Origin of the sequence: Rhodomicrobium sp. Az07 (genome assembly GCF_018619475.1) — a bacterium.
Classification (GTDB): Bacteria; Pseudomonadota; Alphaproteobacteria; order Rhizobiales; family Rhodomicrobiaceae; genus Rhodomicrobium.
This window is the reverse complement of the sequence record NZ_JAHFZG010000003.1, coordinates 123,015-144,756: the sequence shown is the minus strand read 5'-3', so window position 1 is coordinate 144,756 and position 21,742 is coordinate 123,015. Positions and strand designations below refer to the sequence as shown.

At 64.4% G+C, this 21,742-nt stretch carries 25 protein-coding genes; 9 read left to right on the top strand and 16 right to left on the bottom strand.

The annotated features are described in order from the left end of the window. Window positions 1-27 precede the first annotated feature (27 nt). Window positions 28-1,779 (top strand): cyclic nucleotide-binding domain-containing protein, encoded by a 1,752-nt coding sequence (locus KKP04_RS03415; RefSeq protein ID WP_215026736.1) that lies wholly within the window; start codon window positions 28-30, stop codon window positions 1,777-1,779. Here the strand turns inward: KKP04_RS03415 and KKP04_RS03410 are convergent. The 6 genes from KKP04_RS03410 to ppa form a co-directional block, all read right to left on the bottom strand. Beyond that, the gene (locus KKP04_RS03410; protein ID WP_215026733.1) at window positions 1,772-2,764 is read right to left on the bottom strand and encodes an adenosine kinase; all 993 of its coding nucleotides are present in this window, start codon (window positions 2,762-2,764) and stop codon (window positions 1,772-1,774) included. The genes KKP04_RS03415 and KKP04_RS03410 overlap by 8 nt on opposite strands. Before the next feature lie 17 nt (window positions 2,765-2,781). Next, window positions 2,782-3,540: an endonuclease III gene (gene nth / locus KKP04_RS03405; RefSeq protein ID WP_215027059.1), complete on the bottom strand. Its 759-nt coding sequence runs from the start codon at window positions 3,538-3,540 to the stop codon at window positions 2,782-2,784. A 294-nt stretch (window positions 3,541-3,834) separates the two neighbouring features. Then, entirely contained in the window at window positions 3,835-4,455 is a 621-nt protein-coding gene (locus tag KKP04_RS03400; RefSeq protein WP_201717264.1) for a 2,3-bisphosphoglycerate-dependent phosphoglycerate mutase, read from the bottom strand. Window positions 4,456-4,489: 34 nt separating this feature from the next. After that, window positions 4,490-5,287 (bottom strand): 4-hydroxy-tetrahydrodipicolinate reductase, encoded by a 798-nt coding sequence (dapB, locus tag KKP04_RS03395; RefSeq protein ID WP_215026724.1) that lies wholly within the window; start codon window positions 5,285-5,287, stop codon window positions 4,490-4,492. A gap of 143 nt (window positions 5,288-5,430) precedes the next feature. After that, window positions 5,431-5,889 (bottom strand): hypothetical protein, encoded by a 459-nt coding sequence (locus KKP04_RS03390; protein WP_215026723.1) that lies wholly within the window; start codon window positions 5,887-5,889, stop codon window positions 5,431-5,433. 294 nt (window positions 5,890-6,183) lie between these two features. Further along, window positions 6,184-6,717, bottom strand: a complete 534-nt coding sequence (ppa, locus tag KKP04_RS03385; RefSeq protein WP_013418357.1) for an inorganic diphosphatase — start codon at window positions 6,715-6,717, stop codon at window positions 6,184-6,186. Window positions 6,718-6,859: 142 nt separating this feature from the next. Between ppa and KKP04_RS03380 the strand changes: the two genes are divergently transcribed. Next, the gene (locus KKP04_RS03380; protein WP_215026721.1) at window positions 6,860-7,366 is read left to right on the top strand and encodes a hypothetical protein; all 507 of its coding nucleotides are present in this window, start codon (window positions 6,860-6,862) and stop codon (window positions 7,364-7,366) included. Between the two features lie 85 nt (window positions 7,367-7,451). Here the strand turns inward: KKP04_RS03380 and KKP04_RS03375 are convergent, their stop codons facing one another. Further along, window positions 7,452-8,198 carry a YebC/PmpR family DNA-binding transcriptional regulator gene (locus KKP04_RS03375; RefSeq protein ID WP_215026718.1) on the bottom strand — a complete coding sequence of 249 codons (747 nt, stop codon included), beginning with the start codon at window positions 8,196-8,198 and terminating at the stop codon, window positions 7,452-7,454. A 216-nt stretch (window positions 8,199-8,414) separates the two neighbouring features. Between KKP04_RS03375 and KKP04_RS03370 the strand changes: the two genes are divergently transcribed. The 4 genes from KKP04_RS03370 (at window position 8,415) to KKP04_RS03355 (ending at window position 11,435) form a co-directional block, all read left to right on the top strand. Beyond that, window positions 8,415-8,687: a metal-sensitive transcriptional regulator gene (locus KKP04_RS03370; RefSeq protein ID WP_215026715.1), complete on the top strand. Its 273-nt coding sequence runs from the start codon at window positions 8,415-8,417 to the stop codon at window positions 8,685-8,687. Between the two features lie 175 nt (window positions 8,688-8,862). Next, a complete protein-coding gene (phoU, locus tag KKP04_RS03365; protein ID WP_215026713.1) occupies window positions 8,863-9,567 on the top strand; it encodes a phosphate signaling complex protein PhoU in 705 nt (234 codons plus the stop codon). 139 nt (window positions 9,568-9,706) lie between these two features. Beyond that, on the top strand, window positions 9,707-10,813 hold the full coding sequence (locus KKP04_RS03360; RefSeq protein WP_215026710.1) for an S-(hydroxymethyl)glutathione dehydrogenase/class III alcohol dehydrogenase: 1,107 nt from the start codon (window positions 9,707-9,709) through the stop codon (window positions 10,811-10,813). Between the two features lie 67 nt (window positions 10,814-10,880). Next, entirely contained in the window at window positions 10,881-11,435 is a 555-nt protein-coding gene (locus KKP04_RS03355) for a DUF3280 domain-containing protein (RefSeq protein WP_215026708.1), read from the top strand. A 32-nt stretch (window positions 11,436-11,467) separates the two neighbouring features. On the opposite strand, the gene pqqE is transcribed toward KKP04_RS03355, so the two are convergent. The 9 genes from pqqE to yajC form a co-directional block, all read right to left on the bottom strand. Beyond that, a complete protein-coding gene (gene pqqE, locus KKP04_RS03350; protein WP_215026706.1) occupies window positions 11,468-12,595 on the bottom strand; it encodes a pyrroloquinoline quinone biosynthesis protein PqqE in 1,128 nt (375 codons plus the stop codon). Further along, entirely contained in the window at window positions 12,565-12,810 is a 246-nt protein-coding gene (gene pqqD, locus KKP04_RS03345; RefSeq protein ID WP_371818688.1) for a pyrroloquinoline quinone biosynthesis peptide chaperone PqqD, read from the bottom strand. Before pqqD ends, pqqE begins: the two co-directional genes overlap by 31 nt. A 50-nt stretch (window positions 12,811-12,860) precedes the next feature. Beyond that, entirely contained in the window at window positions 12,861-13,646 is a 786-nt protein-coding gene (pqqC, locus tag KKP04_RS03340; RefSeq protein WP_215026703.1) for a pyrroloquinoline-quinone synthase PqqC, read from the bottom strand. Window positions 13,647-13,792: 146 nt separating this feature from the next. Next, complete coding sequence (locus KKP04_RS03335; RefSeq protein WP_215026700.1) at window positions 13,793-14,506, bottom strand: ATP12 family chaperone protein; 714 nt, start codon at window positions 14,504-14,506, stop codon at window positions 13,793-13,795. A 10-nt stretch (window positions 14,507-14,516) separates the two neighbouring features. Next, entirely contained in the window at window positions 14,517-15,377 is an 861-nt protein-coding gene (locus tag KKP04_RS03330; protein ID WP_215026697.1) for a squalene/phytoene synthase family protein, read from the bottom strand. Between the two features lie 4 nt (window positions 15,378-15,381). Then, window positions 15,382-15,762 (bottom strand): Mth938-like domain-containing protein, encoded by a 381-nt coding sequence (locus KKP04_RS03325; RefSeq protein ID WP_215026694.1) that lies wholly within the window; start codon window positions 15,760-15,762, stop codon window positions 15,382-15,384. A gap of 13 nt (window positions 15,763-15,775) precedes the next feature. After that, the gene (gene secF / locus KKP04_RS03320; RefSeq protein WP_215026692.1) at window positions 15,776-16,891 is read right to left on the bottom strand and encodes a protein translocase subunit SecF; all 1,116 of its coding nucleotides are present in this window, start codon (window positions 16,889-16,891) and stop codon (window positions 15,776-15,778) included. Window positions 16,892-16,975: 84 nt separating this feature from the next. Next, the gene (gene secD, locus KKP04_RS03315) at window positions 16,976-18,622 is read right to left on the bottom strand and encodes a protein translocase subunit SecD (protein ID WP_215026689.1); all 1,647 of its coding nucleotides are present in this window, start codon (window positions 18,620-18,622) and stop codon (window positions 16,976-16,978) included. 33 nt (window positions 18,623-18,655) lie between these two features. Continuing rightward, on the bottom strand, window positions 18,656-19,045 hold the full coding sequence (gene yajC / locus KKP04_RS03310) for a preprotein translocase subunit YajC (RefSeq protein WP_215026686.1): 390 nt from the start codon (window positions 19,043-19,045) through the stop codon (window positions 18,656-18,658). A gap of 198 nt (window positions 19,046-19,243) precedes the next feature. On the opposite strand from yajC, the gene KKP04_RS03305 reads away from it, so the two are divergent. The 3 genes from KKP04_RS03305 to KKP04_RS03295 all read left to right on the top strand — a co-directional run bounded on the left by KKP04_RS03305 (window position 19,244) and on the right by KKP04_RS03295 (window position 21,639). After that, window positions 19,244-20,119 carry an ATP-binding protein gene (locus KKP04_RS03305; protein ID WP_215026683.1) on the top strand — a complete coding sequence of 292 codons (876 nt, stop codon included), beginning with the start codon at window positions 19,244-19,246 and terminating at the stop codon, window positions 20,117-20,119. Window positions 20,120-20,162: 43 nt separating this feature from the next. Continuing rightward, window positions 20,163-21,074 carry an NAD(P)/FAD-dependent oxidoreductase gene (locus tag KKP04_RS03300; RefSeq protein WP_215026680.1) on the top strand — a complete coding sequence of 304 codons (912 nt, stop codon included), beginning with the start codon at window positions 20,163-20,165 and terminating at the stop codon, window positions 21,072-21,074. A 169-nt stretch (window positions 21,075-21,243) separates the two neighbouring features. Then, window positions 21,244-21,639, top strand: a complete 396-nt coding sequence (locus tag KKP04_RS03295) for a hypothetical protein (RefSeq protein WP_215026679.1) — start codon at window positions 21,244-21,246, stop codon at window positions 21,637-21,639. Window positions 21,640-21,742 lie beyond the last annotated feature (103 nt).

The window sequence follows — 21,742 nt, the reverse complement described above, 5'->3', positions numbered from 1 at the left end:
GGAGGCAAAGCGCGCTAAGGGGAGGGCATGAAACAGGCATCGCGAACAGCCCGGTTCTTGCAGGCCGTCCCGGCTTTTGCCGGGCTGGATGAAGCGGAGCTTGAGCGGGTCTATGCCTGCACCTCCTTGCGCGTGCTTGCCAAGGGCGAGGCCGCAACGATGGCGGGGGCACCGGTCGAAGATCTGGCGATCGTCGTATCGGGTCGCCTGAAGGCGCGGGAAGGTGGATCGTCCGGATATGAGGCGGGGCAGGGCGAGGCGGTCGAGACTCCCGCCTTCTTCCGCCGGGGTCAGGCTTCGGCGACCTTTGAGGCGCTCCGCGAAACGGCCCTGCTCCTCATCGCCTGGGACGATCTCGCGACCGCATTCGCGGCAACGCCTTCGCTTGTCGGCTCCTGCCTTTCGCACGCACTGGACGGCCTCGCGGTCCCGGCGCATCGCGTCAGGCCTTCGCCGCGCCTTCTCGTCTGTCCTGCGGGCGTGAATGCGCATCTCGACAAGGTCACGCTCGATGCTCTCATGCTGGCGCTCGAAGAGACGGCCGAGGTCCGTATCCTCCGGCGCGAGACATTCGGCGGCAACCTTCCGGGCGCGCTTTCCTTCGACGACCCGGCGATGGCGCACTGGCTTCAGGAACAGGAGCTGGAATTCGACGTCACGGTGGTGATCGCCGACGGTTCCGACGCCGCCTTCGCGGCGGATGCCGTGGACGAAGCAGACGAAATCGTTTTTCTTGCGCAGGGTGAAGCGTCGGAGCTGTCCGCCATCGAAAGGCATGCCGTCGAGCGGCGCGGGCCGGAGCGGTGCAGCCTCGTCATCGCCAACGACGGCGTCGAGATGAAGAAGGCTGCGGGATGGTTGCCGCCCCGCCCATATCGAACCTCGCTTTTCATCGATTTTTCCGCCCCGCGCGCCACGGCGCAGCTTGCAAGCGCTCTCCTCGGAAGGGGAAATACCGTCGCCGCCACGAGCACGGGCGTCTACGCGGCCGCCATCCTCGGCGCCCTCCAGGCGTTCGAGGCAAGCGGCGCGCCCCCGACCGCACTCGCGGCGGCCGGAAGCGCCGTGCTGCCCGCCGGAATGCTCGCCTGCGGCGTGACGCTGGCCGAGGCCGAAGACCTGTTCCGCGAACTTTCGAACCCGCTTCTGTGGAAGCGCGCGGGCCGCGCCGAGGCCGGCTTGTACGAAGTCGCGGCGGTCGATGCGGTGCTTGGCTCCGCGCTGGCAGGGCTCGATATCGCGCTCGCGTCGCGGCCGTTCGCGGCGCTCTCTCTCTCGCTGTCGAAGGACGCGCCCGCCGTCCATTGCGGCGGGGGGCTCCACGCCGCCGTGCGGGCGGGGCTTCTGCCGCCGGGCCATCTGCCGCCGCTGATCCTGGAAGACGGCGCGATCCTTGTCAGCGGCGAATGCGAAACCGAAGCCCTGCTCGAAGCAGCGGATCGGCTTTCGCCCGCGCGGCCTGTGTTTCTGCATCCGGCCGTGCCCGGACTTGGCGCTTCGCCGATGTCCTACCGGCAGGCCGTGGGCGGTTCCCAGTTCCGGCTGGCGCCGTTTCAGTCGCCGGGGCCGCTCGACAAGCGATTGCGCATAGAAACCGTGCTCGGCGCGTATCAATCCCGCCGGAGGCGGTCGCCTGTCGGCCCGCACATCTCCTACGCCGTGCCCGTAGCCGAAGGCGTAAGCCCCATGGACTGGAGCGAATGGGCGCGGCTCAGGGATGCGGCGTTCGACTGGATGTCCGCCGAAATCGAGCGAAGTCGCGCGACGGAGGTCAGATGAGGCCGTGCGATTGCGCGAGGCCCGCCAGCGGGCGCTGCGGGCGCGGTCCGACTTGCGCGATGACTTCCGACGCGCACAGGCTGCCGATCTTCGCGCAGGTTTCAAGGTCGCGGCCGGTCGACACGCCGAACAGAAAGCCCGCTGCATAGAGGTCGCCCGCGCCGGTCGCGTCGACGAGCTTGTCGATCTTCACCGCAGGCACGGCGATCGTCGTCTCGCCTTCGAGGATTAGGGATCCCTTTTCGCTGCGGGTGATGGCGGCAAGCGCGCACTCCGTCCGGATCGAGGCGCAGGCTTCGTCGAACGACGCGCCCGGATAAAGCGCCAGCAATTCCTTCTCGTTCGCGAAGACGACGTCGACGCTCTCACGGATGAATTTGCGGAAGCCTTCGCGGTGACGGTCCACGCAGAATGGATCGGACAGCGTGAAGGCGAGCTTCGTGCCGCGCGCATGCGCGACTTCGCCCGCCGCGAAAAATGCCTGCCGGGCTGGCACGGGATCGAAGAGGTAGCCTTCGAGATAGACGATCCCCGCCGATGCGATGGCGTCGACGTCGAGGTTGGCCTCGGAATATTCCGCCGCCGCGCCGAGATTGGTGTTCATCGTGCGCTCGCCGTCGGGCGTGACGAGGATCAGACAGCGCCCGGTGGGCGTGCCGCTGTCGTCATTCGCGCCGAAGAAGCTGACGCCCGTCGCCTTGATGTCGTGCGCGAAAGCGTCCGCGAACTGATCCTTGCCGACCTTGCCCGCGAAGCCGGCCTTGCCGCCGAGCGACGCGATCCCCGCGCAGGTGTTCGCCGCCGAGCCGCCGCTCGCCTCGACCGCCGGTCCCATCCGGGCATAAAGTGCCGTCGCTTCTTCCGGCGAAGTAAGCCTCATCGTGCCTTTCACCAGCGAAAACTCTTCGAGGAGCGTTTCCTCGCAGGAGGCGATGATATCGACAAGCGCATGGCCGATCCCGAGCACGTGAAGCGATTTTGTCATGGTTTTCGTGTTCCGTTTCAGTTGACACTGGCGCCGCCGCTTGTCGCGGGGCTCGGGGTTTTCGGCTCGAACCGGCACAGGTCGGCGATGAGACATCGCCAGCATTCGGGCCTTCTGGCCTTGCAGACGTAGCGCCCATGCAGGATGAGCCAGTGATGCGCGTTGAGCGCGAAGCGGGTGGGCACGATCCGTTCGAGGGCCAGCTCCACCGCGAGCGGCGTTTTCCCCGGCGCGAGCCCGGTGCGGTTCGCGACGCGGAAGATGTGTGTGTCGACGGCGATGGTCGGCTCGCCGAAGGCGACGTTCAGCACGACATTCGCCGTCTTGCGCCCGACGCCCGGCAGGCTTTCGAGCGCGTTGCGGTCTTTCGGGACGGCGCCGCCATGGGTTTCGACGAGCGCCTTCGAAAGCGCGACCACGTTCTTGGCCTTCGTATTGAAAAGCCCGATGGTCTTGATGGCGTCGCGGACCTTCTCTTCCCCGAGCGCCAGCATTTTTTCCGGCGTGTCCGCTTGTCGGAACAGCGCCTTGGTCGCCTTGTTGACGCCCGCATCCGTCGCCTGCGCCGAGAGCACCACCGCGACAAGGAGCGTGAACGGGTTCACGTAGTCGAGTTCGGTGCGCGGATCCGGCATCGCGGCCGCGAACCGTGAAAAAAGCTCCCCGATCTCCTCAGCCGAAAGAAGTGAGGAGGTGTCGCCCGTCCGTTTCTCGTTCGTCGCGGGTTCCAGCCTGGCCTTCGCCTTTCGGCTTTCCGCAACGCAGGGCTTTTCCATGTTGCGCCGGTGAACCGGGTTCGATGCTTTGGTCACACTCCGGCGGCGGGTCGAGCGTCGGAAAGCAAAGCCGGAGTTCTCACTTTCCCGTGTCTTGCTGCCTCATCGTGAGCGCAGGCGCAAGGGCTTTGTCGGCCGAAAGGCAAAAGCGAGGCATTCTTGAGCGCGGCTACCGGTGCCGATGCCCTGTTTTTGCCACAAAGGACCCATCGGCACCGCGTTCAAGAATGCAGCGGCGGAAAACGAGGCGGGGATCCGAATCAGGGGCTGCCCGATTCGAATCCGACGGGGAGCCTACGCGGTCAGCGTCTTCTTCGACGCGGCCGAGCCATCGGGGTTCAGGCGATAGACGTAAGGCTCGCCCGTGGCGAGGTTGAGCTTCAGGATTTCCTCTGTCGAAAGCCCGTCGAGCTTCATGATCAGCGCGCGCAGCGAATTGCCGTGCGCGGCGACGATCACATTCCGGCCCGCCTTCACCTGTGGCAAGATTTCCGCCTCGTAATAGGGCAGCACACGCGCGGCGGTGTCCTTCAGGCTTTCGCCGCCGGGAGGTGGGATGTCGTAGGAGCGACGCCAGATATGCACCTGCTCCTCGCCCCATTTCGCGCGGGCATCGTCCTTGTTAAGGCCGGACAGGTCGCCATAGTCGCGCTCGTTCAGCGCCTGATTCTCCACGATGGGAATGGTGCGCTGGCCGAGTTCGTCGAGGATCAGCGACAGCGTGTGCTGCGCGCGCGTGAGCGCGCTCGTGAAGGCGATGTCGAAGGCGTAGCCGTCTTTCTTCAGGAGTTCGCCCGCCTGGCGCGCCTCATCGATGCCTTTTTCGGTGAGGTCCGGGTCGCGCCAACCGGTGAAAAGGTTGAGCTTGTTCCATTCGCTCTCGCCGTGGCGAACGAGCACGAGCACGTTGTTCATTGGGGTATCCTTCGAGTTTCGCGAAAAAGGGGCGTCAAAGCCCAAGCACCTGGCGCATTGAAAAGAGCCCTGGGCCTTTGCCCTGGCCCCAGAGCGCGGCGGCGACGGCGCCCCGCGCGAAAATCTGCCGGTCTTCGGCGCGGTGCGACAGCTCGATGCGCTCGCCGGTACCGGCGAAGATCACGCTGTGGTCGCCGACGACGGAGCCGCCGCGCAGCGCCGCGAAGCCGATGGCGCCAAGGGGGCGTTCGCCGGTATGGCCTTCCCGCGCGGTGACGGCGTGCTCGGCAAGCTGGATATGACGGCCGGCGGCGGCGGCTTCGCCGAGAAGCAGCGCGGTGCCGGATGGCGCGTCGACCTTGTGCTTGTGGTGCATCTCGACGATTTCGATGTCGAATCGCTCATCGAAGGCGGCGGCGGCTTTCTCGACGAGCGCCGCGAGCAGGTTCACGCCGAGGCTCATATTGCCGGATTTGATGATCGTGGCGTGCCGGGCGGCGGCCTCGATCCTTGCTTCGTCATCGGCTGAAAAACCCGTCGTGCCGATCACATGGACGATCCGCGCTTGCGCGGCGAGAGCGGCGGTCTCGACGCTCGCGGCGGGCGTCGTAAAATCGAGCACGCCATCGACATGGGTAAACAGCGAAAGCGCGTCGCTTGTGATCTCGATGCCGAGCGGCCCGACGCCTGCGACTTCGCCCGCGTCCTTGCCGATAGAGGGCGATCCCGCGCGCTCGACCGCGCCCGCGACATCGCAATTCGTTGTTTCGTGAACGGTGCGGATCAGCGCGCGCCCCATCCGACCGCCGGCGCCCATGATTGCCAAGCGCATGGCTTGTACCTCGCCTGTTTTGTTTCGGCGCATATCATAAGGCAGATGGAATTACGAGTCCCGGCGGAACCGGAACTCCGCAAAGCAAAAAGGACGCGGCCTTGCGGCACGCGCCCCCAGCGAAATGGAAGGGAAGCCTTCGCTTACATCTCGCTGCCACCGAAAGCGACGGTGCGGCGGTTGAGAACGAACCGGATCCAGATCGTCAGCAGGAACTCAGACGCGCCCGCCACGATCAACACAGCAAGCGAATTCAGCTGATAGGCCGAAATCTGTTGATTGAACGTCGGGCTGATGATGATCTGGACGAGGATTACGAGGCCTGCCACGACAGGCGCAATGGCGAGCACCGAATCGAGCACGCCGAGCGCGCGGATCTGGCTCGCGGAGAACAGCAGGAACATCATCTGGATGATAAGGTAGAAAAACCCGATCCAGACGGGCACGGCCCAGGCCACGCCGCCGGTTTCGCTCGGCTTGTAGTCCGGGTAGTAACCGATGAAAAAAGCGCCGCCGATAGTGGCGAACAAGGCCAGAAGAATGCTGAACCACTCTTCGGGGTTCGTGCTTGCGCGACGCCGCCGATCGTCTTCAAATGACATGACTATCCCTTTCGACTGTATTGCGTGAAAGCTCACCGCGTCGTGTCGCGCCGCCCTCGCGGCTGTCGCGACGCCGAAATTCGTACCCGCATCGGAATGGCCCGAACCGGCCCGATGCGCAAGGCAAAGCCAGCCCCTGAAGGACCGGAAAGCCCCGCCGACGCCGGCAAGGCCGCCCATGGCGTTCAGGTGTCACCCGACACCGATCCGTGCAAGATCAGATGTCGGAATTTTTACGGGGCGCGGCAATTGTACCGGTGCCCTTGAAATACCTTGGCGTCCGGAAGCGGGAACTCAGCCCTTTTTCCGGCCGTCCTCGATTGCCTTCAAGATAAGGTCGCGCGCTTCCGCCTCGCCGCCCCAACGGTCGATCTTCACCCACTTGCCCAGTTCGAGATCCTTGTAGTGCTCGTAGAAATGGGCGATGCGGTTGCGAAGCATGTCCGGCAGGTCGGTGTAGTCGCGGATACCGCGATAGGTCGGCGAAATCTTGTCCGAAGGCACCGCGATGATCTTTTCGTCGCCGCCAGCTTCATCGCGCATGAAAAGGACGCCGATGGGGCGGCAATTGCAGATCGCGCCCGGAACGATCGGCCGGTTGTTCGCGATCAGCACGTCGAGCGGATCGCCGTCTTCGGACAGCGTGTGCGGCACAAAGCCGTAATTGCCCGGATAGTGCATCGCGGTGTAAAGCATGCGGTCGACGAACAGGGTTCCCGACGGCTTGTCGAGCTCGTACTTGATCGGTTCGCCGCCAATGGGAACCTCGACGAGCACGTTGATGTCGAAAGGCGGGTTGTTGCCGATCGGGATGGAGTCGATGCGCATTCGTTTGCCCTTGTGATAATTTGAGCGTGTCGTAGCGCAGTCGGAGCCCGTTTTCCATCTTTTTGCGGCGATCGGGCGCAGATAAGCCTTTGCGCCGTGAGGTTACTTCTTTAGAAGCGAACACAGTGGGGGGATGCTTTTTATGCAACTTGAGCCGGTTTTCCCGATGTCCACGCTTCGATTATCCGCTTTCGCTCTGGCCATGACGTTCGGGATTGCAACTCAGGCATCCGGCGGCGAACCGCGAGAAATCAGATCTTTCGTCAAGAAGGTCTTCGAGGAGAAGATCGAAGATATCAAGACCGGCATATACTGCCGCGCCTTCTCCTGCGAATTCGAGGTCGAGAGCTTTTTTGCCACCGAAACCGACCCGAAGACCTATGCATTGTCGACGACCGGATGGCTCGAAGGCACGATCCCCGGCCTTGACGGTTCGGCCAGACGCGCGATGGGCCTGACCGCGTCCTATACGCGCGGCACTTGCATCGTGAAGGATGTGAAGCCGATCTTCGACAAGACGACGAACAACAACGGCTGGGGCGCGTCGAAGGTCGAGGCGGTTTTCAAGCGAATCGAAATTCCGACCATCGTGGTTCTCACTCCGGAAGACTGCAAGAAAGTGGACGAATTCATCTTCGCGGGGATGTAGACGGACCGCGCCACGCCGAGGCTGCGTTTCCAGCGCGAGCGCGCGTCCCGAGCTTTTGCGCACGAACGCCGTTGCCAGCGGCGCGTTATGCGCTGAGTTTCTCCATGACCTTGTCGTTCATCTCGAAGTTCGCGTAGACCTTCTGCACGTCGTCGGAATCTTCGAGCGAATCGATGAGCTTCAGAAGTTTTTCGCCCTTTTCCTCGTCGACTTCGACCGTGTTTTGCGGCCGCCAGCCGATCGACGCCGACTTCGCGGGGCCGAACTTCTTTTCGAGCGCGGCCTGAACTTCGCTGAAAGCGTCGATGCTGGTCGTCAGCCAATGCGTCTCGGCGCCGGTCTCGCAGTCGTCCGCGCCCGCCTCGATGGCGGCTTCCAGCATCTCCTCGGCGCTGCCCGCCGACAGTGGATATTCGATCTCTCCGACGCGGTCGAAGCTGAACGAGACGGCACCCGTTTCGCCGAGATTTCCGCCGTATTTCGTGAACAGCGAGCGCACTTCGCCCGCAGTGCGGTTGCGGTTGTCGGTCAGCGCTTCCACGATGATGCCGACGCCGCCCGGCGCGAAGCCTTCATAGCGCACCTCGACATAATCCGCGCCCCCCGCTTCCTGGCTCTTCTTGATGGCGCGCTCGATGTTGTCTTTCGGCATGTTCTGAGCGCGGGCCGCGAGAATGGCCGTGCGAAGGCGAGGGTTCATGGCGGGGTCAGGCATGCCGACCTTCGCGGCGGCGGTGATTTCGCGCGCAAACTTTGAAAACATCTTCGAGCGCTTCGCGTCCTGAGCGCCCTTGCGATACATGATGTTCTTGAATTGCGAATGCCCTGCCATCGGTAGCCTTTGTGTTCGTCTCGAAATTTGTCCGCTGATTGGATGCTTTGTCGCAATTTTCGCGCGCGAGCACAAGATTTGCGTCGCGCTTTTGCGTCATGCAAGCCGCGCGCATCTCGGGCGTCAACGTCATTGCCCGCCTGAACATGCGCGGTCACGCGCTCCGGCGGTTCCGCGGCACATTGTCTGTCATACCCCGCGCTGGTATAAAGGCGCATGACGGACTGCAAGGACAAGAGGCTGGGACGACTGGCGCGAATCGAGGGGCAGGTTCGCGGCATCTCGCGCATGGTTGCCGAGGATCGCTATTGCATCGACATCATCACCCAGATCGCCGCGGTGCAGGCCGCGCTTCGCAAGGTGGAAAGCGAAATCCTGGAAAACCATGTCAGCCATTGCGTCGAGCATGCCATCCAGAGCGGCAATGCGGAAGAACAGCGTACAAAGGTTGCCGAACTGATGGAAGTGCTGAACCGGCGCCTTCGTTGACGGTTTCGGCGTTAAAATGGTGTTACGTTTCTGTCTTAATAAAACGCAATAATGTCATCGGCGGACTCGGCTTCGTCCAAAGAGGGGTTTCAGGCGCATGGCGCTCTTCCCGTTCCTGGTCCGAATATCCAACGCATTTTCTCAGTCGAGCCGCCCCTCAAGAAGGAATAGGGATATGACCGCTCATACCGTCACCGCCTACGATCAGGAGCTTCAGGCCCTCGAAAACGCCATCGCCCGCATGGGAGGGCTCGCCGAGCAGCAATTGCGGCTGGTGCTTTCCGCCATCATCACGGCCGATCCGGAAAAGGCGATCAAGGTTGTCGCGGGCGATCAGGTCATCGACGCGGTAGAGCGCGAAGTCGAGGAAATGGCGGTTCAGCTAATCGCGCGCCGCCAGCCGGTCGCGGTTGACCTTCGCGTGGTGCTTGGCGCGCTTCGGATCGCCGGGGACCTCGAACGCATCGGCGATCTCGCGAAGAGCATCGCGAAGCGCCTCGCCCAGTTCGATGAAAAGGCATGGCTGTCGCCGATGACGAAGAGCCTCACCGCCATCGGCGATCTTGCCCTCCTGCAACTCAAGACGGTGCTCGACGCCTATTCACAGCGCAATCTCGATCAGGCGCTTCTCGTCTGGAACCGCGATGAGGAAATCGACCGTCAGTATAACGCGCTGTTCCGTGAGCTTCTCACCTACATGATGGAAGACCCGCGCACGATCACCTTCTCGGCGCATCTGCTGTTCTGCGCCAAGAACATCGAGCGGATCGGCGATCACTGCACGAACATCTCGGAAGTCGCGGCCTATATCATCACGGGCGAGCAGATCGTCGAGAACCGGCCGAGGGCCGACATCGCGCCTGTCCCCTCTGAGGCCTGATCGGGGGGCGCGTAGACAAACGTATGCGCCTCAAGAGTCTTTAGTTTAAGAGGGCCGGTGCGCGGCTTGAAAGGGTCGGTGCGCGGCGTAGACTCGCATCCTGCCCAAGCGGGTGATCGCAAAAGGGGAGGATACGGGATTGAAAACGCGCGCCGCCGTCGCATTCGAGCCGAAGAAGCCGCTCGAAATCGTTGAGGTGGACCTCGAAGGCCCGAAGGCGGGCGAAGTGCTCGTCGAGATCATGGCGACCGGCATCTGCCACACCGACGCCTACACGCTCGACGGCTTCGACAGCGAGGGCATCTTCCCGTCGATCCTCGGCCATGAGGGGGCCGGGATCGTGCGCGAGGTCGGCGCGGGTGTTGCGAGCGTCAAACCCGGCGACCACGTGATCCCGCTCTACACGCCGGAATGCCGGCAGTGCAAATCCTGCCTCAGCCGCAAAACCAACCTCTGCACGCACATCCGCGCGACACAAGGCAAGGGGCTGATGCCGGACGGCACGAGCCGCTTCTCGTACAAGGGGCAGACGATCTTTCACTATATGGGCTGCTCGACGTTCTCGAACTTCACCGTTCTGCCCGAAATCGCGGTGGCGAAGATCCGCGAGGACGCGCCGTTCGACACGTCCTGCTATATCGGCTGCGGCGTCACGACGGGCGTCGGCTCGGTGATCTTCTCCGCGAAGGTGGAGCCGGGCGCGAATTGCGTGGTGTTCGGCCTTGGCGGCATCGGCCTGAACGTGATCCAGGGCCTGCGCATGGTCGGCGCGGACAAGATCGTGGGCGTCGACATCAACCCGATGAAAGAGGAATGGGGCCGCCGCTTCGGCATGACGCATTTCGTCAATCCGAAGGACGTGGGCGACATCGTGGCCCATCTCGTGAACCTCACGGGCGGCGGAGCGGACTACAGCTTCGACTGTACCGGCAACACCACGGTGATGCGGCAGGCGCTCGAATGCTGTCATCGCGGCTGGGGCACAAGCATCGTCATCGGCGTGGCGGAAGCGGGCAAGGAAATCTCGACGCGTCCGTTTCAACTCGTTACGGGCCGCGTGTGGAAGGGCTCGGCTTTCGGCGGCGCGCGCGGCCGTACCGACGTGCCGAAGATCGTCGACTGGTACATGGAAAAGAAGATCGAAATCGATCCGATGATAACGCACAGGATGCCGCTGGAACATATCAACGACGCGTTCGATCTGATGCACAAGGGCGAGAGCATCCGCTCTGTCGTCGTGTACTGAGCATGGGAACGCGCGTGCCCTGTCAGCGCGCTTGCGCAATGCTCACACCGGCAACCATGAGGCGATCATGATACGGCGCACCTTTGGCGCATCCAGGCGCGCCGCCGAAGCTCGCCTCATGCCGGTGTTCGCCATAGCTCTCGCCTTGTCTCTTTGCTTTTCAGCCGCGAGCCTTGCGGCGCAACGCGTCGCGGTTTTCGATTTCGAAATCGTCGATGCGGGGTCCGACGCCGCGAGCCTGGGCAGCCGCCCAGCGGAGGCGGAGCGGCTGAAGTCGGCCGCCGCGCGCATGCGGGACGCGCTTGTCAAGTCCGGCAAGTTCGAGATGGCGGATTTGACCCCGGTCGAGCCATCGGCGCGCGCCTTTAATCTCAGCGTGTGCAGCGGGTGCGACGGCGCGCTTGCCCGCAAAGTGGATGCCGTGATTTCCATCACCGGGACAGTGCAGAAAGTGCAGGAGGTTCCCCGCGCCATGGCCGTTTTCGTCCGCGACGTGGAGACGGGAAAGCTCATCGCAAGCAGGAGCGTCGATATTCGCGAGGACACGGACGCGGGATGGAATCGCGCGGTCGACGATCTTGCCAGCACGTGCGTGCTTTCGGCGGAAACCGAAGACAACTGAGCGATGGGCGCGCGGACTGCCTTAGCGGGCAATCAGCCTTGCCCGATCCGACGGTAGACGAAGGGCGGCGGCGCGGCGGCGCTCGTCTCCGCGAGGTCCCCCATCAGCCCGTGATGAGGCGAAAGACTGCAAGCCGGGTCGGTCGCTTCCGCATCGCCCGTCAGCGCGAAAGCCTGACACCGGCACCCGCCGAAATCGACCTCCTTGCGCGGGCAGGAGCGGCAGGGCTCCTTCATCCAATCGTAACCGCGAAAGCGGTTGAACGCGGCGCCGTCATACCAGATTTCGGCGAGCGCCTTCTCCGCGATGGTGTCAAAGGGCAGGGGAAGCATCTCGGCGGCGTGGCACGGCAGAACCTTGCCGGAAGGCGTAATCGTGATGACGTCCTTCGCCCAGCCGCCCATGCAGGGCTTTGGGAATTGCGCGTAGGTGTCGGGCGTCACGTAGTCGATGTTGAGCACGCCCTTGAGCCGCTCCCGCGTCTCGCCGACAATGGCCGCTTCTTCGAGAACGGCGTCGTAATCCGGCGTCAGCGCCGCGCGGTTTTTCGCCGCCCAGCCATAATATTGCACATGCGCGATTTCGAGCCGGTCGGCGTCGAGTTCGAGAGCAAGCTCGATCAGCGCGGCCGCCTGCCCGATATTGTGACGGTGCGTCGGCGCGTTGAGCGTGAGCGGCAGGCCCGCCTCGCGCACCCATCGCGCCACATCAAGCTTCTTGGCGAGGCTTCCCCTCGTATTACCGATTCGGTCGGCAATCTCCGCGTCGAGCGCCTGAAGGCTGAGTTGTACATGATCGAGGCCGCGACCGGCGAGCCGCGCCACGCGTTCGCGCGTCAGCGTCACGCCCGCCGTGATGAGGTTCGTATAGACGCCGCGCGCCGAGAGCGCCGAGACGAGGTCTTCGAGATCCGTCCTCAGCGTCGGCTCGCCGCCTGAGAGATGCACCTGAAGCACGCCGAGATCCGCCGCCTGCTCAAACGCGGACAGCCATTCGCGCGCGTCGAGTTCGTCCGCCGCCTTCAACAGGTTCAGCGGGTTCGAGCAATAGGGGCATTGCAGCGGGCAGCGATGCGTCAACTCCGCGAGGAGGCCGAGCGGCGGCCCGGCGCGCGCGGCTCCATCGGCGGTCACGGCGTCAGCAGGCGCAAATCCATCCATTGCTGTATGAACTCCATCACATCGGCTTCGATGGTTTCGACCGGCGCGGCGTATTCGGCGGCGAGCGTTGCCGACATGGCCGCAATCGTCCGCTCCCCGTCGCAGAGCTTCAGGATGTCGAAGGCGATGTCGTCCGGCCAGTAGACCCGCTCCGGCGCGAGGACCGCGTAGCGTCCGCGCACAGGGTCGAACTGCAAGCGCACATGACTCGGCATTCTTGGCGCGCTATTTGCCGCTACGAGAGCCCGCTTGCGCCGCTCGCACATCATGGCCGAAACGCTCCCGGCGCGATCAGCCCCGGCTCGACATAGGCGAAGTGCAGCGCATCGAGTTGCGCCCAGAGCACCTGCGTCTTGAACAGCAGCGCATCCACCACCGCCTGCTGCGCTTCCGGCGTGCGCGCATGTTCCTTCACATAGGTCAGCGCGAATTCGACATCGCGCGGGGCTTGTGCGAGGCGGCGCGTAAAATAGCCCATCATCGCGTCGTCGATGAAATCGTAATGCGCGAGCATGCCGGAGATGCGCTCCGAGTGGATGCCCGGCGCGAAAAGTTCGGTCAGCGAGGACGCAATCCCTTCGATGAGCGTCTTTTCGCGCACGAAATTGAGATAGGCGTCGCAGGCGAAGCGCGTGCCCGGAAGGATGCCGCGTGCGGACTCGACATAAGCGCGAGGCAGGCCGAGGGCGTCGGTCAGGCGAAGCCAGCGCGCGATGCCGCCCTCGTCGTCGCCGATGCCGTCGTGATCGAAATAGCGCTGCCGCCATTCGAGGCGCATCGCGCGATCCGGCATTTTCGACATCAGCGCCGTATCCTTGCGCGGGATCGTCGCCTGATAATAATAGCGGTTCAGCGCCCACGCCCGCACCTGCTGCTTCGACAGCTCGCCGCCATGCAGCAGCTTGTGAAACGGATGCAGATTGTGATAGCGGCGCGCGCCGATTTCGCGCAGCAGCGCTTCGAGCCCCTCCGGCGATAATCCGTCGGCTGGAACCGTCGTGTCGAGATCGGGCGCGGTCGCGCTTTCCGCGATGATGTCCGCCGCGCTCATGGTTCAGGTGCCATGCCGGTCAATGCCACTGTCGGACCTCCCCGAGAGCCTCCGCCGCCGCCCGCAGCGGCGCTCGGCTGGAATAAACCCGCCGGGCCGACTTGGTGCCATCGCGGTGACGATCAGGTGGTTCGCGTTCGCGCGTCCTACCCCAGTGCGAAGAAGCGCGATGCCTTCCCGAAATCCTCGAAGCGCCGACGCAGGCGCTCGGCGGCTTCGAAATCCTCGCCCCATTGCACGGCCTGCCACGCCTCGTCGACATGCGCCGCAGACCACGTCGCAGCGACGTCGAGGAAGCCGTCGACATGGGCGAGCGCGAGGAGCGCCGAACCGGTGAGCGTCGTCATCATGTGAAGCGCCGCGAGCCGGAACGGGCCCCAGGCGGCGACGGCGTTGCGAATGGCGTCGAGCGAGGCGGGTAGCTGCGCGACGTGGCCGACGCCCTCGGTTATCTCGAACGTCGCGCCATATCTCTCGCGGATGAAGGCGAGCACCGGGTTCCAGCACTCGGCCTGCCGCGCGGCGAGCGCCGCGGGAAAAGCCGCGCGATAGCACAGGAGGTCGCTCGCGGCGAAGGACGCGATTTCGTCCACGACTTCGGCTTCGCGCGGCGCGACGGCGTCGACGGCGCTGTTGGCCAGCCGCGTGAAGAACAGGCTGTGCGGGAAGATCGTCTCGCCTTGGGAATTCCATTCCTCGGCGATGGCGTCGGCAAGGCCGCGCGTCGGCACGGCGAGCGGGTGCCCGGCGGGCGTCTTGATGGCGCGCCCATCGAGGTGGATCTGGAACGCGCCGTCCTGTTCGGCGACGGTGGCGGTCTTGTAGAAGCGCTTGAGGGTCTTCTGTTCGGATGCGGTCATCGGTCGTCCGTCAGATCTTGTTGCGGCGCGCCGCGCGCCAGATACGCCAGAACCGGCCCAGCGGATTGAGCGTTACGCGGTCCCGCAAGGGGTGACAACTCGGCGCGGCCATCGCCTCAAGATAGGGTTCGACAAGCGCCAGAGGAAGGAAGGCCGCGCGTGCGTGCGGCGCGATGTGCTCTTGTCTCTCGCGAAACCGCTGAAGCGCTGCCGCCGCCTCGCCGCGCAACTCGGCGAGTGCCGCGCGGAGCGCCGGACTGTCCTCGCCGCGTCCCATGGCTTCGAGATCGACGCCCTTTGCGTCGAGGACCGCAAGCGGCAGGGGCAGGCGTCCGCGCGCGACGGATGCAGGCAGGGCACGAAGCGTTTCGACGAGGCCGAGGGCGAGGCCCGCCTCGCGGGCTGCGGCTTTCGCGGCGTCGCTTCGGTCGCCGATGGCTGCGGCGGCGAGTTCGAACAGCCCGCCATGTGAATCATCGACGAGGCCCGCGAATTCCGTCATGTCGGCGGGGCTGTCGCCGAAAAGCTCGGGCACGCGCGCGTCGACCATGGCGAGGAGGCGCTCGCGGGGGAGGTCATGCGCCGCGATGGCGGTTCTGAGCGCGTCGGCGACCGGATTGCCGGTCTTATCGCCCGCGTCGCCGGACTCGATCGCATCGCGCCACCATTTGAGGCGGATCTGCCCGGCCAGCGGTTCGCGCGCGACCGAAAGCACGTGATCAAGCTCGGCGTTGAAGGCATAGAGGGCAAAAAGGGCAGGGCGCGTGGCATCGGCAGCGAACAGTGCTGTCCAGTAGCGGTCGCGGTCGCGCGCGCGGACGAGGTTCGCCGCGCTCACATCGTCGGCGCCCGTGGCGGCAGTGGACGCCATGCGCTCAGACTCTCGGGATCGGAAGCAGCGCGGCGGTGAAGCGGCGGCGCTCGGCGATGAGGACATTATAGGTGCGGCAGGCTGCGGCGGTGTCCATCGTTTCGAGGCCGAGACCGCGCTTTTCGATCTGCCGCGCGAAGGCGGGCGAGGCGAAGCGAAGGCTCGCGCCGGTGCCGTAGAGGAGAAAGTCGCCCGGCGTTTCGCGTGTATCGAGAAAGCGGAGGATGTCCGCCTCCCGCGCATCTTCGGTTGCACCCCACGCGAAGACTTCGGCGGTCGAGATGAGGAGCGCCGCGTCGCGGATCGTGCCCGCGAATTGGAGCGCGCCCCCCGGCGTCAACGAGACGGGTGCGCGCGGGCCAAGGCGTGTCAGGGAACCGCTCATGGGCCGCGCTCCTTTATCGGCGTTTTCCGCGCCCGGCCTTGCGCCCTGCCGGCGGACGGTAACCGGATGGCTTTGTAGCGATCCGCGCCGGGGCTGGCGTTTCGGCTTCAGGTGTGTCCGTCGGCTCGAACGCTTCGGCTGCGCTCGCCTCGACGGCGGGGCGGGTCGGAGCGGGCTTGGCTGGCCTAGCGCCCGGAACGCCCGGCTTTGCCGCTTTCTCGACGCCGCTCCAGTCGCGTTTGACGCCGATCAGGATCAGGAACGGCGCGGCGATGTAAACCGAGGAGTAGGTGCCGATCAGCGTGCCGAAGATCATCGCGAAGGTGAAGCCGCGGATCACCTCGCCGCCGAAGATGTAGAGCGGGATCAGCGCCATGAGCACGGTGGCCACGGTCATGATCGTGCGCGACATCGTCTCGTTCACCGAGAGGTCGAGCAACTGCGGGAGCGGCATCCTCTTGTAGCGGCGCAAATTCTCGCGGATACGGTCGTAGATGACGACGGTGTCGTTGATCGAGTAGCCGAGAATTGTGAGCAGCGCCGCGACGATGGTGAGGTCGAAGTCAAGTCCTAACAAGGACCACAGCCCGACGGTGATCATCACGTCATGCACGAGCGCGACGATGGCGCCGAGCGCGAACTGCCACTCGAAGCGGAGCCACACATAGGCGAAGATGCCGAAATTGGCGAGAACCAGCGCCCAGATCGCCGAGTTGATCAACTCCTTCGAGACGGTGCTGCCGACCTGCTCGCGGCGGAGTTCCTTCGTTCCTTGCGGAAGCGCGGCAAGAACCTTGTCGGCAGCCGCCTTCTGCGCCGCGGGGCCACCGTCCTGCTCGGGGAAGCGGATCAGCAGCTCGTCGTCCTTGCCGAAATTCTGGATCTGGATTTCGCCGATGCCGATCTGCGTCAGCGTGGTGCGCAGTTTGGCGGCTTCGGCGGCTGTGGGCGTCTGCACCTGCATCAGCGTGCCGCCCTTGAAGTCGATGCCGAAGTTCAGCCCCTGAACGAACAGCAGCGCGACCGTGCCGACGACGCCGATGATCGACGCCGCGAGGCAGAGCCGGAAGTATCTGACGAAGTGGAAGTTCGTCTTCTGTGGCAGGCGGAACAGCGGTTTCAGCAGCATGGCTTGGCTCGTTCGGCGCTTGAGAAAGCCGCGTTCACGCGGCGTTGCTCGACATTGAGAAACCAGAGTGTCATGTGCGACACTCTAGATGTGAAGGGCGGTCGGGCGCGTCTGGCGCAGCCATGTCGACACCATCAGACGCGTCAGCGTGATCGCGGTGAACAGCGAACTCACGATGCCGAAGGACAGCGTGACCGCGAAGCCCTTCACGGTGCCTGAACCGAACGCGTAGAGGATCAACGCGGCGAGAAGGGCGGTCAGATGCGAGTCGATAATGGTTGCGTAAGCGCGGTCGAAGCCCGCCTCGATGGCCGATATCATGCCTCGCCCGGTTCGCAGCTCCTCGCGTATGCGCTCGTAGATGAGCACGTTCGCATCCACCGCGACGCCCATTGTCAGCACGATACCGGCTATGCCCGGCATGGTGAGCGTCGCATGGAAGAGCGAAAGGCAGGCCATGATGATGGCGATGTTAACGCCTAGCGCGATCACGGAGAAAACCCCGAACAGTCCGTAGCCGGCGATCATGAACAGCGACACCGCCACGAAGCCGACGGCGGCGGCGATGGAGCCCGCTTCGATCGAGTCGGCGCCGAGGGTCGGGCCGACAGAGCGCTCCTCGATGATCGACAGCGCGGCCGGAAGCGCTCCGGAGCGCAGCAGCAGCGCGAGGCGGTTCGTTTCCTCGACGCCGAAATTGCCGGTGATCTGGCCGCGTCCGCCCGGAATTTCGGAGCGGATCACCGGGGCGGAAATCACCTTGCCGTCCAGAATGATCGCGAAGGGGCGGCCGATATTTTCGCGGGTCACGCGCGCGAAAGCCGATGCGCCACGGCTGTTGAACTCGAAATCGACGGCACGCTCGCCGATCCCGCCCGCGCGGTTGTCGTAGCCCGCATAGGCGTTCACGAGGTCGTCGCCCGAAACGATCACTTCCTTATGCACGAGCACGAACTGGCCCGGCCGCTCCTGATCAGGCAGAAGCTGCGAATCCGGCGGCACGCCGCTTTCCCTGGCCTCTTCCGCCGATATCGACGAATCGACAAGCTGGAAGGTGAGCTTCGCGGTCGTGCCGACGCGGGACTTCACCTCGTCGGGTGCTAGTCCCGGCACCTGAATGAGGATGCGGTCCTTGCCGGTTGAGCCGCCCTGCGCCTGAATGGTCGCTTCGGTCGTTCCCTGCGGGTCGACGCGGCGGCGGATGACCTCGATGGAGCGCGAGATCGCGTTTTCTATGCGGCGCTGGATGCCCGCCTGCGTCGGCTCAAGCGTGATGACGCCCGGCTGCGTCGACTGCACGGCGAGGTCCATCCCGGAATCGCCGCCCGACCCCGTCAGCAGCGACGAGGAAAGCGGCTGCGCCAGCGTCTTGAGCTTCGTCAGCGCGGTCTCGGTATTCGCCGGGTCGCGCAGATTCACGCGCACCTGATTGCCCGCGATGACGACGCCCGCATGCGCGATCCGCGCTTCGCTCAACGAGCGGCGCGACTCGGTCTGGATGGATTGCAGCCAGTCCTTCTTGAGTTGCGCGGTGTCGATCTGATAGAGAAGGTGCGTCCCGCCGCGAAGGTCGAGGCCGAGCGGCATGCGTGGAAGCTGCGCCCACGACGGCAGGCTCTCATAGGTCTTGAGCGGGATCACGTTCGGGAGCGCGAAGATCACCGACGCCACCGATATGACAATCGTCGCGACCGCGCCCCAGCGCGAAAAATGCAACGTGAATCCGCTCATCGACCCTGTTCCCCTTGATGCGCTGCGTGGAGTTTACGCGGCGTTCTTGTCGCTGCTCGCCCCGGACTCGGCGGGCGTTTCGTCCTTGTCTTTGGACGTGTCGCCCTTCAAAGGCTCACCCTTGCCCCGAACGTCCGTGATCGTGGATTTCAGCACCCGCACCTGCACGCCATCGGCGATTTCGATCTTCAACTCGCCGTCGGTTCCAATCCGCATGACCTTGCCGATGATGCCACCCGCCGTCACCACCGTATCGCCGCGCTTGACCGCATCGAGCATCGCCTGATGCTCCCTCATGCGCTTTTGCTGCGGGCGGAACACGAGCAGATAGAAGATGACGAAGACGAGGATCAGCGGGAACAGCATGCCGAAAATATCGCCGGCTCCGGCGCCAGGCGCTTGGGCGTATGCGGGAGAGATCATCGAGAGACTCCGTAATGTGCGGAAAGAACGGGCGCGAGCCTTTTCGCGCGGAAGAACGTGGCTTTCTTATAATGGCTTGCCCTGATATGGCAACTTCCGCGCCGTTGCGTCCGTGGCTTAATAGCGCATAGTTTGGCGTTCTTCCACCTCGGCGCGCCGACCTTGCGCCTTTTTCATCCACAACCGCGACTTTTTACAATGCCCGACACATCGCATCGCCTGGAACCGCTCATCACCCGCATCGCCGAGGCGCTGGAGCGCCTTGCGCCCCCCGAAGCACGCAAGGAGACCTTCGCCGCGGCGGATGCCTTCGTCTGGCAGGCGGAGGGCGGCCGTTTCCTCGCCGTCCCGCGCGTGAATCGCACGCCGATCGGGCTTCTCAAGAGTGTCGACCGCGTGCGCGACAAGCTTCTCGACAACACCGAGAATTTCGCGCGCGGGCTTCCCGCCAACAATGCGCTGCTCTGGGGCGCGCGCGGCATGGGCAAAAGCTCGCTCGTGAAGGCCGTGCATGCGGAGGTGGCGGCGAATCACGCGGTCCATGCATCCACGCTGAAGCTTGTGGAAATCCACCGCGAAGACATCGAGAGCCTGCCACGCTGCCTGTCGCACATGCGCGAAAGCCCGCATCGCTTCATCGTGTTCTGCGACGACCTTTCGTTCGACGCTGACGACACGGCCTACAAATCGTTGAAGGCGGTGCTCGAAGGCGGCGTCGAAGGGCGGCCTCAGAACGTGCTGTTCTATGCAACGTCGAACCGCCGCCATCTGATGGCGCGCGAGATGGTGGAGAACGAGCGCTCGACCGCCATCCATCAGGGCGAGGCGGTGGAGGAAAAGGTTTCCCTGTCGGATCGATTCGGGCTGTGGCTCGGCTTTCACAATTGCTCGCAGGCCGATTATCTCGCGATGGTGGAAGGCTATGTGGCGCATCACGGGCTCGCCATCGCGCCGGAGGATCTCAAGGCGCAGGCGCTCGAATGGGCGATGACGCGCGGGTCGCGCTCGGGCCGCGTGGCATGGCAGTTCGTGCAGGATCTGGCGGGGCGGCTCGGGCAGACGCTCGATCCTTGAGAGGCGACGGGAACCCGCGAAGGCGTCGGCGCTTCTCCGTTATATGGAGCACGCGGAAAAACTCGATTGCATCGTGATCGGCGGCGGACCCGCAGGGCTTGCGGCGGCGCTGTATCTCGCGCGCTTCAACCGCCGGTTCATCGTGATCGACAAGGGCGAGCCGCGCGCGGCGCTGATCCCGGAAAGCCACAATGTGCCCTTTTTCGCGCAAGGCATCGGCGGGGATGAGATGTTGCGCCGCGCACGAGAGCATGCGGAGACCTACGGCGCGCGCATCCTCTCCGGCGAGGCGACGGCGCTTGCGAGCGAGGGCGACGGTTTTGCTGTCGATTTTCGCGACGCGAACGGCGGCGAGCGGACGCTTCGCGCGCGTTTTGTGCTGCTCGCGAGCGGCGTCGTGGACATTCCGCCGAGGCTTGCCGACGTGGACGACGCGGTTCTCGCGGGCCTCGTGCGCTATTGCCCGATCTGCGATGGCTATGAGGCGAAGGGCAAGCGCGTCGGCGTGATCGGGCGCGGAGTGTGCGGACTGGGTGAAGCGAAGTTCATCGCTCGCACCTGGGGCGCGGATGTCACGCTGCTTTCACTCGACGAGCCGTTGGCGCCGAAGGGCGGGGAAAGCAACGCCCTCGCCGAACACGACATCGAGTTTGTGCCGGTGCCGATTCGTTCGCTGGCGCGCCGGGGCGACGGCATCGAGGCGTTGGGGTACGATGGCGCGGTCCGTCGGTTCGACATCGTTTACTCCGCCATCGGATGCGATTATCGCTCCGGCCTGGCTACAGCGCTCGGCGCCGAGGCGGATGAAGCGGGCGCGCTGAAGGTGGCCGCTCATGCGGAAACCACCGTTCCGGGGCTTTACGCAGCAGGCGATGTGACGGAGGGGCTCAATCAGATCGTGGTCGGCATGGGACAGGCCGCGCGCGCCGCGACGCACATCCACAACCGCTGCTGACGAAACGCCCGGTTGAGCACTCGGCGTCGTGCCGTAATTCCGGCGTGTTTTCGTCCGCTTACGGACACGCTGGGATTCAACAAGAATTAAGCCGCCTCAAGAGCCGCCACGCGTTGAACGATGCGGGGTCGCTCTTAGTCTCGTCCATCGAATATAAAGAAGGAAGACCATGCTCAGAATTTCCATGGCCGCCGCCGCGCTGGCCCTGTTTGCCGCCGCCCCGATCGCCGCTTCCGCCGCCGAGAAGATGCTCGCGCTCAAGAGCAACGAGACTTCCGACATCATGCCGCTCTACGGCGTGAAGGACTGCAAGTCGCTGCTGACCGCTGTCCCAGAAATCGAAGTCCTTCAGGGCGCGCCGGACCTCACGCTTTCGGTGCGCGCGGACAAGATCCTGCCGCCCGGCGGGAAGTGCAAGGAGAAGGTCGACGGCGGCGTGGTCGTGGCCAAGGTCGGCAAGGTGGAGAAGCCGTTCGAAGGCCCGCTCACCTTTCGCGTGAAGTACAAGACGAAGGACGCCACGCGCCAGTCCGCCCACACCTACGACCTCAAGCTTTTCCCGTAAGCGCTTGCTGCCGCTGCCTCACCACAAAAGAGACAGCGGCAGCTCCGTCGTGCTTTTCACTTCCGAAATCGCCATGCACGAGTTCGTGAACTGCACGGATGCG

Excerpts from the sequence above, each read along its gene's own strand:
- KKP04_RS03415 (WP_215026736.1), top strand. The coding sequence starts at position 28 with ATGAAACAGGCATCGCGAACAGCCCGGTTCTTGCAGGCCGTCCCGGCT.
- KKP04_RS03410 (WP_215026733.1), bottom strand. The coding sequence starts at position 2,764 with ATGACAAAATCGCTTCACGTGCTCGGGATCGGCCATGCGCTTGTCGAT.
- nth (WP_215027059.1), bottom strand. The coding sequence starts at position 3,540 with ATGGAAAAGCCCTGCGTTGCGGAAAGCCGAAAGGCGAAGGCCAGGCTG.
- KKP04_RS03400 (WP_201717264.1), bottom strand. The coding sequence starts at position 4,455 with ATGAACAACGTGCTCGTGCTCGTTCGCCACGGCGAGAGCGAATGGAAC.
- dapB (WP_215026724.1), bottom strand. The coding sequence starts at position 5,287 with ATGCGCTTGGCAATCATGGGCGCCGGCGGTCGGATGGGGCGCGCGCTG.
- KKP04_RS03390 (WP_215026723.1), bottom strand. The coding sequence starts at position 5,889 with ATGTCATTTGAAGACGATCGGCGGCGTCGCGCAAGCACGAACCCCGAA.
- ppa (WP_013418357.1), bottom strand. The coding sequence starts at position 6,717 with ATGCGCATCGACTCCATCCCGATCGGCAACAACCCGCCTTTCGACATC.
- KKP04_RS03380 (WP_215026721.1), top strand. The coding sequence starts at position 6,860 with ATGCAACTTGAGCCGGTTTTCCCGATGTCCACGCTTCGATTATCCGCT.
- KKP04_RS03375 (WP_215026718.1), bottom strand. The coding sequence starts at position 8,198 with ATGGCAGGGCATTCGCAATTCAAGAACATCATGTATCGCAAGGGCGCT.
- KKP04_RS03370 (WP_215026715.1), top strand. The coding sequence starts at position 8,415 with ATGACGGACTGCAAGGACAAGAGGCTGGGACGACTGGCGCGAATCGAG.
- phoU (WP_215026713.1), top strand. The coding sequence starts at position 8,863 with ATGACCGCTCATACCGTCACCGCCTACGATCAGGAGCTTCAGGCCCTC.
- KKP04_RS03355 (WP_215026708.1), top strand. The coding sequence starts at position 10,881 with ATGATACGGCGCACCTTTGGCGCATCCAGGCGCGCCGCCGAAGCTCGC.
- pqqE (WP_215026706.1), bottom strand. The coding sequence starts at position 12,595 with ATGGATGGATTTGCGCCTGCTGACGCCGTGACCGCCGATGGAGCCGCG.
- pqqD (WP_371818688.1), bottom strand. The coding sequence starts at position 12,810 with ATGCCGAGTCATGTGCGCTTGCAGTTCGACCCTGTGCGCGGACGCTAC.
- pqqC (WP_215026703.1), bottom strand. The coding sequence starts at position 13,646 with ATGAGCGCGGCGGACATCATCGCGGAAAGCGCGACCGCGCCCGATCTC.
- KKP04_RS03335 (WP_215026700.1), bottom strand. The coding sequence starts at position 14,506 with ATGACCGCATCCGAACAGAAGACCCTCAAGCGCTTCTACAAGACCGCC.
- KKP04_RS03330 (WP_215026697.1), bottom strand. The coding sequence starts at position 15,377 with ATGGCGTCCACTGCCGCCACGGGCGCCGACGATGTGAGCGCGGCGAAC.
- KKP04_RS03325 (WP_215026694.1), bottom strand. The coding sequence starts at position 15,762 with ATGAGCGGTTCCCTGACACGCCTTGGCCCGCGCGCACCCGTCTCGTTG.
- secF (WP_215026692.1), bottom strand. The coding sequence starts at position 16,891 with ATGCTGCTGAAACCGCTGTTCCGCCTGCCACAGAAGACGAACTTCCAC.
- secD (WP_215026689.1), bottom strand. The coding sequence starts at position 18,622 with ATGAGCGGATTCACGTTGCATTTTTCGCGCTGGGGCGCGGTCGCGACG.
- yajC (WP_215026686.1), bottom strand. The coding sequence starts at position 19,045 with ATGATCTCTCCCGCATACGCCCAAGCGCCTGGCGCCGGAGCCGGCGAT.
- KKP04_RS03305 (WP_215026683.1), top strand. The coding sequence starts at position 19,244 with ATGCCCGACACATCGCATCGCCTGGAACCGCTCATCACCCGCATCGCC.
- KKP04_RS03300 (WP_215026680.1), top strand. The coding sequence starts at position 20,163 with ATGGAGCACGCGGAAAAACTCGATTGCATCGTGATCGGCGGCGGACCC.
- KKP04_RS03295 (WP_215026679.1), top strand. The coding sequence starts at position 21,244 with ATGCTCAGAATTTCCATGGCCGCCGCCGCGCTGGCCCTGTTTGCCGCC.